Genomic DNA, 13,672 nt, shown 5'->3' on the forward strand with positions numbered 1-13,672 from the left:
CTAGCTTAATCCTTTTTTGATTTGTTTTGCTATATCATTAGCAGCTTTCATACCTGTACTTAGTGCCCCTTGCATCCATCCATGATTTGGTGATATATGTTCTCCTGCAAAAAATATTCTGTTGTTGTATTCAGGGGATGCTGCACTATATGAAAATATTCTCTTTTGTTCAGGTGTAAGTCTACAAAATCCACCTCTAAACCAAGGCTCTTTATCCCATTGTATTGTTTTATAATCATAAACTATATCATCTAAATATCCAGTATCTTTTCCATGAACTTCTTCAACTTGCCTTTTTATACTTTCAAATCTTATTTTTTCTTCTAAATTTGCTAATCTAGTAGATTCTAAATTAAAGTTATATGATGCTAATAAGACATTGCTTTCATAAGATGGATACCATATCGATGCAATAGGTAAATCTGTAAAAGATCCTCCACCTACTATTTTATCTTCTTCCCAAAATCTTTTATTACAAAGAAATAATGTCTTTTGAGCATTAGAATAATTAACCTCTCTTATAGCTTGCATTTTTCTATTTGTAAACGACGGATATATCTGAACATTTCTAAGTGTTGAGAAAGGAATTGCACATACAACATAGTCAAATTCTTCTTTTTGACAATCTCCTGATTTATTTTTAAATCTTAATATAACCTTATCACCTTTATCTGATTTATATATTCCATCTACATAGTTTCCTAACTTAAAATTTACATTGCCTAAATATTTAGGATCTATATTATATTCCTTTGGCTCTTTAGATATTAAAGATTTATAAAAAGCATTTGGTAACTTAGAAAGTCCATCTACTATTTCGTAAAGACTACTAAAATAAAGAGGATATTCTTCTTCTAAAACTTCTATATAATTTATATAATAAAACGATCCTGCAAGCGGCATTAATCTTCCTAAAAGATCTATAGCATCTTGGCTTAATCCTGACATTTGGAGTACTTGGCGTATATTTAGACTATCCCAATATAAAACTTGTGGATTATATTGTTTTTTTACTCTTAATATATCTTTTCTATTGTTAGGATGTATAGTATATAAAGGTTTTACAAGTCCACGCTCTGCAAGTTCTGTCCAAGGGCTATTTCTTTCCCAATTTCTAAGATTAAATTTTGGATATATTTTTTGTTTTACATTTTTACCACTTGGATCATTTCTAACTCTAGTATTTTTTACATATATAAATCCATTTTCATTATACTGTATAAATGGACGTGTATTTAAATTGAATAAATCTATATAATGCCATGTAGCTTCGTGACTTATAGGAATGCGCATAGGCCCTAGTTCGCCATAAAGTCTTTTTTCTTTATCAAAATAATAAGTATAAACCCTTCCCCCTACTCTATCTTCTATTGGGTCAAATATAGTTATATTAAATCCTAGTTTTCTAAGCTCAAATGCACACGATAATCCTGCAAGTCCTGCTCCTATTATTCCTACCTTTACATCTTTAAATTGACCTATTTTTCCTATTGTTTTAATATCTTCAGGTATATCTAGCAATTTTATAATATTTTCAAAGTCTTCTAATCTATTAGCATTTTTAAGTGCATTCTTAAGTATTTTGTGTCTTTGTCTTTTGGTTGGATTTAATACTTGAATATTATCTTTCATAATATACATCCCCCCTATATGGTTTTCAACTAATATATATAGGAAAGATGATAAATTTATTCGAGAAAATATTAAAATTTCTATATAAATTGGTTAAACACAGGAATTATATATGGATTTCCTGTTAAAGGATTTTTTATTATATTAACTTTCATATTGTAAACATTCTTTATATTTTCCTCTGTTAATACTTTATGAGGATCTCCTTTTGATACTATTTTCCCTTTATTTAATAAAAATATCTCATCACTATATGCTAATGCAAGGTTTAGATCGTGAAGTATTGATATTACTGTTAAATTTTTTTCTTTGTTTAATTTTTTTATTGTATCTAGTATTTCTATCTGATTGTGTATATCAAGATTTGATATAGGTTCATCTAGAAGAATAATCTGAGTACTTTGAGCTATTGCTCTTGCTATTATTACTCTTTGCCTTTCTCCACCACTTATTTGATTTATTTTTTTGTCTTTAAGGTGCCATGTATTTGTCATTTCCATTGCCATTTTTGCTATTTGTATATCTTCATCTGTTTCATCTTGAAACATTCTAAGATATGGAGTTCTTCCCATTAAAACTATATCTATAACAGAAAAATCAAATTCGATATTAGTATCTTGAGGCACACACGAAACTTTCTTTGCCATATCTTTACTAGCAATTCTTGTTATATCTTTATTTTCTATAAATATAGTATTTCTTGGTACCTGTAATGCTTTAGATATGTTCTTAAATAAAGTTGTCTTTCCCGATCCATTAGGCCCAATTATGCTATAAAATTTTCCTTTTTCTATATTTAAATTTATATTATCTAATACTTTTGTATCTTCAAAACTGTAACTTAAATTGTCTATATTAACCATCTACTTCACCTGCTTTTTGCTTTTAATTAAAAGATATATAAAATATGGTGCTCCAAATAAAGATGTTATAGCTCCTACAGGTATTTCATTTGGTGGAATTAAAGTCCTTGAAAGAGTATCTGAAATTATCATAAATATAGCTCCTCCTAATGCACTAAACGGAACTAATACTCTATGATCTGGACCTATCAAAATTCTTATTGCATGTGGAATTATAAGTCCTACAAATCCTATAACTCCACTTACAGACACACTTGCTGCTACTACCAAAGATGTTGTGAAAAGAATTATTTTTTTTGTTTTTTCAACTTCTATTCCTAAACTTCTTGCGCTATCATCTCCTGTTAACATAACATTGAGATCTTTAGAAAACAAATAAATTACAAAATATCCTAGTATAACAAATGGTAGTATTGTTCCTACATATTTCCAACTTGCAGACGATAAGCTCCCCATTATCCAAAATACTATTTTATCTACTTGTTGCCTGTTAAATATCATAATTATTGATATTATAGATGATATCAAAAAACTTAAAGTTACACCTGCTAGTAAAAGAGTTACTGTAGAAATTTTATTCCCTGTTCTTGCTATACTATAAACTATAAAAACTGAACTGATAGCTCCAATAAAAGCCATAGTAGTTACTAAGTTAAATCCCATAAATAATGATTGAAAATTCAATATTATAGCTATTGTAGCCCCTAAAGCTGCTCCAGAAGATACCCCTAATATATATGGATCTGCCATAGGATTTTTAAACATTCCTTGAAATGCAACTCCAGAAACCGAAAGTCCCATACCTACTAAAGAAGATAGTAGTATTCTAGGTAATCTTATATTGTGTATTATTATTATGTGATTTGGCTTTATACTTTCTAGGTTAATAAAATTTCTAACTACAGGTACTTTACTCAGTAGAATATAAACAGCCTGTTTTATTGATATATCAGCTACACCTAATGTACTTGATAATATAATAAGGAAAAAAAGCATTACTAAACATATTAAAAATAAAGCCTTATAATGTTTCTTTTTATTTATAAATGCCATAAAAATTCCTCTTTTCAAAAATATTTAAAAGGAATCTTTAAAAGATTCCTTATTTAAATAAATCTGGATGCATAATTTTTGCAAGCTCATAAAGTCCATCTACAATCCTTGGTGTTGGTCTATCAAGTAAATTATTATCTATTTCAAATAGTCTTCCTTCTTTTACAGCTGTAAGATCTTTATATCCATTAGCCTCTTGTATTCCTTTTTTCGAATCGAAATATTTTGAGCATATTAAAATATCTGGATCATGCTCTAAAAGTCTTTCTATGCTGTATTGCCATCCTTCAACGTCATCTGCAACATTTTCTCCACCAGCTATTTGTATTAATTGACTTATAAGAGTTCCTTTACCAGCTGTATAATCTCCATATTCCCCAAATCCTACTACGTAATATACAGTTGGTTTTTCCTTATCTTTAACTTTATTTGCGATATCTTCAACTTTTTCTTTCATAGAGCTTACTATTTGTTGTGCTTTTTCTTCTTTATTTACAACTTGAGCTACTCTTTTTATAATATCATATACACCTTCAATATTATCTTGTCCATATAAAACTGCAACCTTTATCCCAACTTCTTCTAATTTTTCTAAGTCTTCTTTTCTAAAATGGGTAGATGCTATAACTAAATCTGGATTTAGTTCCACTATTTTTTCTATATTAGGATCTGCAAGACCTCCTATTGATTCTATTTCACTTACCTTTTGTGGATAATCACAATAGTCTGTTCTTCCTACTAATTTATCTTCAGCTCCAAGTGCAAATATAATTTCTGTTATATTAGGAGCTATAGATACTATAGTTTCAGGTTCTGATTCTAATATAACTTCTCTATTATAATTATCTACTATTTTCATAGGATATTTCGAACTAGTTTCACTATTATTTTCCTGTACCTGAGAACATCCAACAAATGATACCAATACAAAAAACGTTAACAAAATGCTTACAAGTTTTTTCAAATCAAACTCCTCCTTATAGTTTATTTAAACATAAAAAAACACACCAGGGGTGTGAAGAAACATTTATATATTCCTATCATCCTCCCTCCGAAGATTATGGCTCAAAAGTATATGGCAGGTTTCCTGACTTATGGATCATCTTACTCTCCAGCCTTCTCGGTTTCCCAATGGCTTTTTTGGATTTCATCACCAATTACAGTAGCGGGGGCTGTAGTGGAATTTCACCACTTTCCCTTTTAACCCTCTAGGGCACCATATACCACCCTATTAATTTTTTAAATATTTTCAATTTTATTATATCAGATTTTTATCTTTTTTCTACCATATTTTAAATGTTTGTTAAATTTTTGAGTATAATATTTATTTTTTCTTTAAACATCACAACTTCTTTATTTGTAGGATTTTTAGATCCATATCTTATTTGTTCATACATAGTAGTAATCCATTGTATGTCTTCAATATTATCGGGCATTAATGAATCTAGTACTTTTTTTATATTTCTAGCCGTATATGTACTTGTTATAAAATTTTTTTTGTAAAGCATTTTTATTAATTTATAATATTCATATCTAACCTTTTCGTTTATGTCTGATGTTAATATTCTGCTTAGTTTTCTTTTTAATGAATCTTTAGTATTTTTAATATCTAAAAATTTTATAGTTTTTATATCAAAGCAAAATTCTCTATCTTCTTTATAACTTTGTCTATCATCTTTTTGTATGTTTTTTATTAATTTAGTTATGAGATAAAAAATAATTAAAATAACTAAAATTATTATTATTAAAATGAGTATATTTAAAAATAACACATATATTTCAGATTTGTTATTATTTAAAATAACATCATTATTATATATATTTTCTGTGTGATGACTTTGTATATCTTGTTTTGACTCTAAAAAGAAAAATAGATACTTAGAGATGAATGTAGCAAAATCTATTAAAATAGCTCTTAGAAAATATGAAAAATATGACAAAATATTAAAAATTATCATAAAGGTTGATCTTGTAATCTTTATCAGAAAGTTTTTGCTTAAAAATGACAAAAGAATAATAAAAAATACTAATGATATATCTATTGCTCTATTAACTTTATTTATTTTGTACTTTATACTTTTCAATATATTTAAAACAATAAGACTTATGATTATATATACAGTGCTTAAAGTTACTATATCTGGTGATATATTTTTATCAAGTATCGATACTAGAAAATTTAAAAAAATAAGTATGTATGTTTTAATATTAAATTTTTGTACTGAATGTATATCTTCTAATTTAGAATACATATTTTTCACTGATAAATACCAAAGTATATAAAATACAAAGAAAATCAATATCTTGTTTGCTAGGTTAAAGTTATCTAAAAAAATAAAACTTATAATAATGCTAAAAATCAGGCCTATTATAGCTGCTGCATATTTATTTAATCTAAAACTTATAAAAGATATATATGAAAAAAATATAAAATACACTATATTTACACTTTCTATGTTCAAATTTAAAAATAAACTTAAAAATACAAATACTATATAATAAAAAATAGATTCTGATAAAACAGAAAAAATTCTACAAATAATCATCACCTCTATATGAAATTAAGTTTATGTTGCTCTTTTCAATATTTTCTTTGTTATCTACTGTTATTACTGTAAACTTTTTATCATTAAATGATTCTAATTCACTTAATAATCTTTGTGTACAGTTATTTGTAACAAGAATTAAATCATACATAAAGTTAAATTGGTTTTGTATTTTTTGTATTGTTTCCTTTACACTATATTTTTTATAATCTGTTATTTTCGAGCATGCTGTAAGGATATTTGATATTTGACTTTTATTATTGCTTGGATATATAAAAATATTTTCATCTTCTTTACAAAAGGCATTTGTAGTAAAACCGACTTTTATTCCTTGATTTATAAATTCTATTCCTATTGAAGCTACTATTTGTATTCCTGTTTCAATATTTTCTAGATCTTCCTTACTTGCTATATAATCGTGAACTTCTAATATATATGCTAAAATTATCTTTTTATCAGACGTATAGTCATATGTATTGACCTTTAACTTTTGGTTTTTAGCTACTGCTTTCCAGTTTATATTTTTTATAGAATCTACACTTGTATAATCTCTTATACCTGATATCATTAACGGATCGTCTATTATCCACCTTTTTACTATATATTCTCCTTGAAGCGTATTTAAAGAGTTTAATATGTTTTTTATATCTATTATTTTAGGATAGACGATTAATCTTTCGTAAAAATATATATCTTTTACATATTCATTACTTCCAAATATATCAGTAGATATTAATGTTATTTTATCAAACAATTCATAATATCCTCTTTTTGTAGCTTTTATATTATATCTTCTAGTTACTTTTTCAAAAGGCATAATTGAAAACACACTTTCTCTTTTATACTTTAATTTATCACCTTTAGAATTAATATTTGACTTTTCAAACTGAATTTCCTTTGGAAACCTTTCAATAACATTTAGGTATGTAACAGGTAACAGCTTATTGTTTTTTATAGACAAAGCATACTCTGTAGTTTCTTCACAGAATATATGATTATCTTTAAATTTTCTATCTATGTCTATGTTACTGAATATATACTTTGAATATAAATATTTTTGAAATAGTATAAATAAAAATAAAATTATAATAAGCCATATATTTACCATATATTTTCTCCTTATATTGTTTCTACAGGGGCTGGTATTTTTGATACTATATCCTCTATTAATGCAAATTCATCTATGCTTTTGTGCTTTTTAGTTTGTATTCTGTGAGAAAGTACATACTTAGATAAATATATTACATCATCTGGAATTACATAGTTTCTTTCATTTATGTATGCATAAGCTTTACAAGCCTTATAAAGAGCTATAGTTCCTCTAGGGCTTACTCCTAGTTCTATTAACTCATGATTTCTAGTTGAAGATATTATTTCTAATATATAATTAGTTATATCTTCACTTAAAAATACATTTTCAAACTCTAACTGCATATTTATGATATCACTTTTATTACATATAGGTTTTATATCTTTTTTTTGTTCTCCTCTAGACAATTCTAATATTCTATATTCTTCAGTCTTATTTGGATACCCCATCTTTATTTTCATAAAAAATCTATCAAGTTGGGCTTGAGGTAAAACAAATGTCCCATATGTATCTATTGGATTTTGAGTTGCTATTACCATAAATAATTTATCTAAGTTATAGGTTTTTCCATCAACTGTAACTTGTCTTTCTTCCATACATTCTAAAAGGCTTGATTGTGTCCTTGGAGTTGCCCTATTCAACTCATCTGCTAAGAGTATATTTGTAAATATAGGCCCTTTTCTAAACTCAAAATCACATGTTTTCTGATTAAAAAAATTTATTCCAGCTAAATCAGATGGTAAGAGATCTGGAGTAAATTGTATTCTTTTAAAGTTACAATCTATCAAACCTGCTAAAGTCTTTGCTAGAGTAGTTTTTCCTACTCCCGGAACATCTTCAAGCAAGACATGCCCACCACTTATCAATGAAACCAAAATTAAATCAATTATATCATCTTTTCCAACTATAACTTTACTTACATTCTCTTTTATCAATTTAAATACACTCATTTTTCCCCCCCCTTAAACTTATAGTTTTATTATAGTCTTTTTGAATATTTTTTTAAATCAAAATTGCCCGAAAAATTCGGGCAATTTATTCTAGTTTACTATCTATCAGCTGTATATATTTTTTAATTTCTTCATTTAAAGGAACACCTTCATACCAAATACCATTAGATTCTTTCTTGCTAAAGTATCTAGACTTTATTATAAGCTCTGGCCTATACTCAAAATGGAGTATATCAAAATAACCCCATTTTCCACCCCATATAAAATTATTTTTCTCAAATATTCTAACTATCTCTTTAGAATAAGAGCTTAACCTAGCTTGCCCTTGTTCTCGAGATGCCCATTTCCAATAATCTCTATTATCTCTGGCAAGATCTATTGCTATTCCAAATGCATGAGGACTTAATCTATTAGTTCCTGCAATATATCTAAAATTATACGTTCCACTTATCGGATATAAACAGTTTCTTATGTGATAAGATTGCTCTGCAAGAAGAGAAACTTCTTTCATTGCTTTTTCTAGTGACTTTGCAGCATTATTTTTGCTGTTAAATGGATAATTTCTATATCCACATTTTACATTTACTAGGTTTGATTCTATTTGCTCTTTTGTATGTCCATAAACTTCTTTTAATAAAGAGTATAGCCTTACTCTTCCTGGATTAAAATTCTGCTCAGGCAAGGTATCTATGTCGTTGAGGGGATATATTTGTTCTAGAACGTCTTTAATAGATGGATTATTCAGTTTTTCTTCATCACTTTTTTGTGTTTTGTGATCATATATTATCTTTTGATTTCCCTTAGTTATTAAGTATACATTGTCGTTTTCTACTTTTATATCGACTATATATCCAGGATACGCCATCATTATAGATAATATATCTTGTTTCATAGTAGTTTTGTATTGCTTATCTTCTATGTTATCTATATTTTTTATAGCTTCTCTTGAGTTACATCCATTTAAGAAAATTAAACATAAAAATATAATTACTTTTTTCATAGTTTATAACTCCTTTTTATGTGTTTTTCTTAGTTTTTCCACTTAATTTTAATGATATATTCTAAAAATATTGGTATTTAACTATTTTTATGGAATATATATTTATAAACAAAGTCTTTGTTTAAACACATTACGGAAATTATAACTTTTTTACAATTTATTAAAGTATATAATTTCCTATGTGTTATAAAAAATGAAATGGAGGGTTTAGTATGTTTTATTATTGCATTGAATGTAAAAGAATTTTTAGTGACTTTGAAAAGTGTACATACTGTAGTTCATCAAATATTAAAAAACTAAGCTTAAATTCACCTGTAAATGTTATAGGAAGTAAAATAAAGGGTAGAGTTTTAAAAATTAAAGATGATAATATTAGATTGCTTTATGTAGATGAGCATAAAAATAAGTTGATAAAAGAATTTAGTCATGACAAGTTAAGAAAAATATTATAAGCCATAGTTTTTCTATGGCTTATAATATAAAAATGTAATCTTGTCTATTTCTATTTTTTGAGCATTTATACCATATGATTTTTTTATGTTTAACGGATTTATTATTTCTTTTGATATTCCTTTGATTATTGTTTGTTCTTGAAACATTAAAGCTTCATCACTATAAGATAATGCTAAATTTGGATCATGTAATGTCATTATAAAAGTTTTATTTAGTTTTTTTTGTAATTTTTTTATTATACTCATAACTAGGATTTGATTTTTTATGTCTAGATATGAAGTAGGTTCATCAAGTATTATTATATCTGTTTCTTGGCACAATGCTCTTGCTATAAATACTAATTGCCTTTGGCCTCCACTTATTTGTGTATATGGTACATTTTCTATATCAGAAAGGTTTAGCATATTGATATATTGTTTTGCTATATCTTCATCTTTTCGAGTTGGTATATTTTTTATATGTGCTGTTCTACCACTAAGTATCATATCCTTTACTAAATACGGAAACGATATTGGGTATGTTTGAGGAACAAATGAAATTATTTTTGCTAGATCTTTAAATTTATATTTTTTTATATCTATCCCATTTATATATATCTTTCCCTTAATATCTACATTTCCTTGAAAAGATGAAAGTAAAGTTGTTTTACCACACCCGTTTGGACCTAATATAGATGTAATTTTCCCTTTTGTTATAGAAAAATTTAAATTATTTAGTATTTCTTTTTTCCCATAAGATAAACTTACATTTTCAAAAGTTATCATTGCCATCCACCTAGTTTAGTTTTTCTTAAAAGATATATAAAAAATGGTGCCCCTAATATTGTAGTAAATATTCCTATTGGTATTTCATATGAAGCTATGTTTCTAGATATAGTATCCACTAAAACTAAAAAGGCACCTCCAAATGATATAGCTAAGGGAATAACTAATCTATTATCTGGCCCTATTATCATTCGAATAATATGAGGAATCATAAGTCCTACAAGTCCTATAATTCCACTTACAGATACTGCTGAAGATGCAAGCATTGTAGCTGCTATTATTACTATTATTTTTTCTTTTTTATAATCAAGCCCAAGACTTTTACTTTCTCTATCTCCTAGTGATAAAATATTTAGCTTCCACCTTTTATTTATTAAAATAAAAACTCCTATTATCATAAATGGCAAAGAAGAATATATTTTTTCCCAATTAGCTGTATGCAGACTTCCCATCATCCAGTATACTATACTTTGAACTTTCAATGGATCTGCAAATATTTGAATTATAGACAACATTGCTGTAAAAACTGAAGAAATCATCATTCCAGATAATATAAGTGATACTAAGCTTCCTTTATTAGAAACAAAGTAAGCTAATACAACTGCTAAAAGTGCAAATATAAATGCCCCTATCTGTGCTGGTATATTTAAGTATGTAATGGCTAAAGCTGCACCAAATGCTGCTCCTGAGCCTAATCCAAGAATATACGAATCTACTAAAGGATTGTGAAATATAGCTTGAAATGCTGCTCCTGACGCTGAAAAAGCCATACCTGATAAAAAAGCTAATAAGATTCTTGGCAGCCTAACTTGAAATAAAATTATATGTGCCTGATTATCTAATAATTTGCCTTGAAATAATAATAGTATATCTTTAAAAGATAAAGAATAAGGCCCTACCATTAATGATGCTGCCATTATTGGAATAGGAGATAAAATTATAAGTATATATTTTAACTTCAATTTATATCATCCGCCTAAAACTTAAAGTTATATAGTTTTTCTAACATTATTTGTTTTTCTTGTTCAAGATCTATATCTTTAAATAGTTCTGGATATAGCCATTTTGCAACTGCTTTAACTGAATATTGATACTTTACAGTCCAAAGGTCACAGTAAAAAAAGTTTGGAAGCATATATACTCTATTTGTATTTATTGCTTCAATTGATTTTAATTGATTTGAATTTATTACATCATCTTCACTTAAAGCTTTTGAATACCACATTATAATGGCATCTGGATTCCACGATATTAATTGTTCAATGTTTGCTATTGGGTGCTCTAAGTTTATATCTTTTGCAACATTTATTCCTCCTGCTGAAACTATAATATCATTTCCTGTACTGTCTCCTCCTGCTATATCTAAAAATGTAGGTCCCCATATAAATAACGCCCTTTGTTTATCTTCTTCATTTATAGTTTTAACTATATCTTCTATCTTTTTTATCTCAGATTTTGTATATTCTATAATTTCTCTTGCTCTTTCATTTTTTCCTGTAATCTTTCCTAAATCTTCTACCATTTTAAAAGTTTGATCAAATGAATTTATTTGTACTCCATAAACTTTAAGTCCTGCATTTTCTAATGCCTTTATATCTTCATGCTCTGCCCATATTATTACTATATCAGGCTTTAAAGATACTATTTTTTCTATATTTGATGTAACAGCTTCTACCTGTCCTTTTTCAAATCTTTCATCTATCTTTTTTGTATATTCAAATCCAGGACTATCATAAGTCCATTTATCAACTGCCACAACTTCATCTTTAATTCCTAACATATGTAATGTAGTAAGAGCACTATCTAGCATAGCTGCAATTGTTTTGGCTTCTTTTTCTAAAACTATTTCTTTTCCTCTAAAATCTACTACCCTTATTGGTTCATCTTTTTCATTAACTACACTTTCATTTTGACACCCTGAAAATACCACCATACTAATTGTAATAAATAATATCAATATTTTTTTCATACCTTCACCCCTTAAAATTATTTTTCTAAAAAAGAATAATCAATATTTGCACTTTTTTCAATATATATACTTATTTTTGTTGACATTGTTTCATAAATGTATTAAATTTGTAATATAAATATTAATACAAATATAATACATATTGATTTAATTTTTATGATTAAAGGAGGATAAATATGAAAAGACAAAAACTAGTAATAGCTGGAGCTGGTAGTACCTATACCCTAGGAATGGTTATGAGTTTAATAGCCGAAAAAGATAATTTTCCACTAGAATGTCTTACTTTTTATGACATTGATCATGACCGTCAGGAAAAGGTTTCTAAAGCTACCGAAGTTATACTTAAAGAGAAATATCCTGAGCTTAAGCAGTTCAAATATACTACTGATAAAAAAGAAGCTTTTGAGGATGCAGATTTTGTATTTGTTCAAATTAGAACAGGTGGCCTTTCAATGAGAGAAAAAGATGAAAAAATACCTCTAAAATATGGAGTTGTTGGGCAAGAAACTTGTGGCCCTGGAGGTATGGCTTACGGAATGAGATCAATATCTGATATGATAGAACTTGTAAATGATATACGTAAATATTCTCCTGATGCATGGATTTTAAATTATACTAATCCTGCTGCAATAGTTGCTGAGGCTCTAAGAAGAGTTTTCCCAAATGATAAGAAGATCCTAAATATTTGTGATATGCCTGCAGCAATCATGGTAAGTTATGCATCTATATTAGGAAAAGAAATTTGGGACTTAGTTCCAGAATATTTCGGGTTAAATCATTTTGGATGGTTTACAAAAATATATGATAAAGAAGGTAATGATCTTACAGATGATATAAAAAATAGTATTTTAAACAAAGGATTTGTTCCTGAGGATTCTGAAATTGTAAACGATCCTTCTTGGATAAAAACTTTTAAACAAGTACAAATAATGTTAAAAGATTTTCCTGAATATCTTCCTAATACTTATTTACAATACTATTTATATCCTCAAGACATGGTAAAAAAAGAAGATATAAATTATACAAGAGCAAATCAGGTAATCGATGGTAGAGAAAAAAGGGTTAAAAACTTATGTAATCAAATAATAGCTGATCAATCTACCCAAAACGCTCACTTAGAAGTTGATATACACGGAAGATATATGATTAAAGTTGCAGCATCTCTTGCCTATAATAATTGTGATATTTATATAGTAATAACTGAAAATAACGGAATTATTTCTAATTTACCTGATGATGCAATGGTTGAAGTTCCTGCTATGATTACTAAAAATGGACCTAAACCTTTTGCTATAGGAAAAATACCTACTTTCTATAAAGGTCTTTTAGAAAACCAACTATTTTTGTATTAG

At 27.1% G+C, this 13,672-nt stretch carries 13 protein-coding genes and 1 riboswitch; of the genes, 2 read left to right on the forward strand and 11 right to left on the reverse strand.

From position 1 onward, the window contains the following. The 8 genes from JWYL7_RS08815 to JWYL7_RS08850 all read right to left on the reverse strand — a co-directional run bounded on the left by JWYL7_RS08815 (window position 1) and on the right by JWYL7_RS08850 (window position 9,134). Window positions 1–1,632, reverse strand: a complete 1,632-nt coding sequence (locus JWYL7_RS08815; RefSeq protein WP_149683759.1) for a flavin monoamine oxidase family protein — start codon at window positions 1,630–1,632, stop codon at window positions 1–3. A gap of 80 nt (window positions 1,633–1,712) precedes the next feature. Next, entirely contained in the window at window positions 1,713–2,495 is a 783-nt protein-coding gene (locus JWYL7_RS10810) for an ABC transporter ATP-binding protein (protein ID WP_066071932.1), read from the reverse strand. Beyond that, the gene (locus JWYL7_RS10815) at window positions 2,496–3,566 is read right to left on the reverse strand and encodes a FecCD family ABC transporter permease (RefSeq protein WP_331722129.1); all 1,071 of its coding nucleotides are present in this window, start codon (window positions 3,564–3,566) and stop codon (window positions 2,496–2,498) included. Window positions 3,567–3,597: 31 nt separating this feature from the next. Next, on the reverse strand, window positions 3,598–4,512 hold the full coding sequence (locus tag JWYL7_RS08830; RefSeq protein WP_331721917.1) for an ABC transporter substrate-binding protein: 915 nt from the start codon (window positions 4,510–4,512) through the stop codon (window positions 3,598–3,600). Between the two features lie 96 nt (window positions 4,513–4,608). Next, window positions 4,609–4,784, reverse strand: a riboswitch (cobalamin riboswitch). A 56-nt stretch (window positions 4,785–4,840) separates the two neighbouring features. Next, window positions 4,841–6,094 (reverse strand): hypothetical protein, encoded by a 1,254-nt coding sequence (locus JWYL7_RS08835; protein WP_066071942.1) that lies wholly within the window; start codon window positions 6,092–6,094, stop codon window positions 4,841–4,843. Then, the gene (locus tag JWYL7_RS08840) at window positions 6,081–7,202 is read right to left on the reverse strand and encodes a DUF58 domain-containing protein (protein ID WP_066071945.1); all 1,122 of its coding nucleotides are present in this window, start codon (window positions 7,200–7,202) and stop codon (window positions 6,081–6,083) included. The genes JWYL7_RS08835 and JWYL7_RS08840 overlap by 14 nt, the downstream gene beginning before the upstream one ends. An 11-nt stretch (window positions 7,203–7,213) precedes the next feature. Further along, window positions 7,214–8,134, reverse strand: coding sequence for an AAA family ATPase (locus JWYL7_RS08845; RefSeq protein WP_066071948.1), 921 nt, complete (start codon window positions 8,132–8,134; stop codon window positions 7,214–7,216). Between the two features lie 85 nt (window positions 8,135–8,219). Further along, window positions 8,220–9,134 carry a M15 family metallopeptidase gene (locus tag JWYL7_RS08850; RefSeq protein ID WP_066071951.1) on the reverse strand — a complete coding sequence of 305 codons (915 nt, stop codon included), beginning with the start codon at window positions 9,132–9,134 and terminating at the stop codon, window positions 8,220–8,222. 212 nt (window positions 9,135–9,346) lie between these two features. On the opposite strand from JWYL7_RS08850, the gene JWYL7_RS08855 reads away from it, so the two are divergent. After that, on the forward strand, window positions 9,347–9,586 hold the full coding sequence (locus tag JWYL7_RS08855; protein ID WP_066071954.1) for a hypothetical protein: 240 nt from the start codon (window positions 9,347–9,349) through the stop codon (window positions 9,584–9,586). Window positions 9,587–9,598: 12 nt separating this feature from the next. Here the strand turns inward: JWYL7_RS08855 and JWYL7_RS08860 are convergent, their stop codons facing one another. From JWYL7_RS08860 to JWYL7_RS08870, 3 genes are read right to left on the reverse strand one after another with little or no spacing between them, the layout of a single operon-like run. Continuing rightward, entirely contained in the window at window positions 9,599–10,351 is a 753-nt protein-coding gene (locus tag JWYL7_RS08860) for an ABC transporter ATP-binding protein (protein WP_066071957.1), read from the reverse strand. After that, a complete protein-coding gene (locus tag JWYL7_RS08865) occupies window positions 10,348–11,313 on the reverse strand; it encodes a FecCD family ABC transporter permease (protein WP_072280219.1) in 966 nt (321 codons plus the stop codon). Before JWYL7_RS08865 ends, JWYL7_RS08860 begins: the two co-directional genes overlap by 4 nt. A 14-nt stretch (window positions 11,314–11,327) precedes the next feature. Beyond that, entirely contained in the window at window positions 11,328–12,320 is a 993-nt protein-coding gene (locus JWYL7_RS08870; RefSeq protein ID WP_066071960.1) for an ABC transporter substrate-binding protein, read from the reverse strand. 176 nt (window positions 12,321–12,496) lie between these two features. Between JWYL7_RS08870 and JWYL7_RS08875 the strand changes: the two genes are divergently transcribed. Then, window positions 12,497–13,672: a family 4 glycosyl hydrolase gene (locus tag JWYL7_RS08875; protein WP_083528374.1), complete on the forward strand. Its 1,176-nt coding sequence runs from the start codon at window positions 12,497–12,499 to the stop codon at window positions 13,670–13,672.

Origin of the sequence: Alkalithermobacter thermoalcaliphilus JW-YL-7 = DSM 7308, from assembly GCA_001584565.1 — a bacterium.
Lineage (GTDB): Bacteria > Bacillota > Clostridia > Peptostreptococcales > Peptostreptococcaceae > Alkalithermobacter > Alkalithermobacter thermoalcaliphilus.

Bases quoted from the DNA above. Each gene is read 5' to 3' on its own strand.
- JWYL7_RS08860 (WP_066071957.1), bottom strand. From the start codon at position 10,351: ATGATAACTTTTGAAAATGTAAGTTTATCTTATGGGAAAAAAGAAATA.
- JWYL7_RS08855 (WP_066071954.1), top strand. From the start codon at position 9,347: ATGTTTTATTATTGCATTGAATGTAAAAGAATTTTTAGTGACTTTGAA.
- JWYL7_RS08815 (WP_149683759.1), bottom strand. From the start codon at position 1,632: ATGAAAGATAATATTCAAGTATTAAATCCAACCAAAAGACAAAGACAC.
- JWYL7_RS08840 (WP_066071945.1), bottom strand. From the start codon at position 7,202: ATGGTAAATATATGGCTTATTATAATTTTATTTTTATTTATACTATTT.
- JWYL7_RS08850 (WP_066071951.1), bottom strand. From the start codon at position 9,134: ATGAAAAAAGTAATTATATTTTTATGTTTAATTTTCTTAAATGGATGT.
- JWYL7_RS10810 (WP_066071932.1), bottom strand. From the start codon at position 2,495: ATGGTTAATATAGACAATTTAAGTTACAGTTTTGAAGATACAAAAGTA.
- JWYL7_RS08875 (WP_083528374.1), top strand. From the start codon at position 12,497: ATGAAAAGACAAAAACTAGTAATAGCTGGAGCTGGTAGTACCTATACC.
- JWYL7_RS08835 (WP_066071942.1), bottom strand. From the start codon at position 6,094: ATGATTATTTGTAGAATTTTTTCTGTTTTATCAGAATCTATTTTTTAT.
- JWYL7_RS08845 (WP_066071948.1), bottom strand. From the start codon at position 8,134: ATGAGTGTATTTAAATTGATAAAAGAGAATGTAAGTAAAGTTATAGTT.
- JWYL7_RS08870 (WP_066071960.1), bottom strand. From the start codon at position 12,320: ATGAAAAAAATATTGATATTATTTATTACAATTAGTATGGTGGTATTT.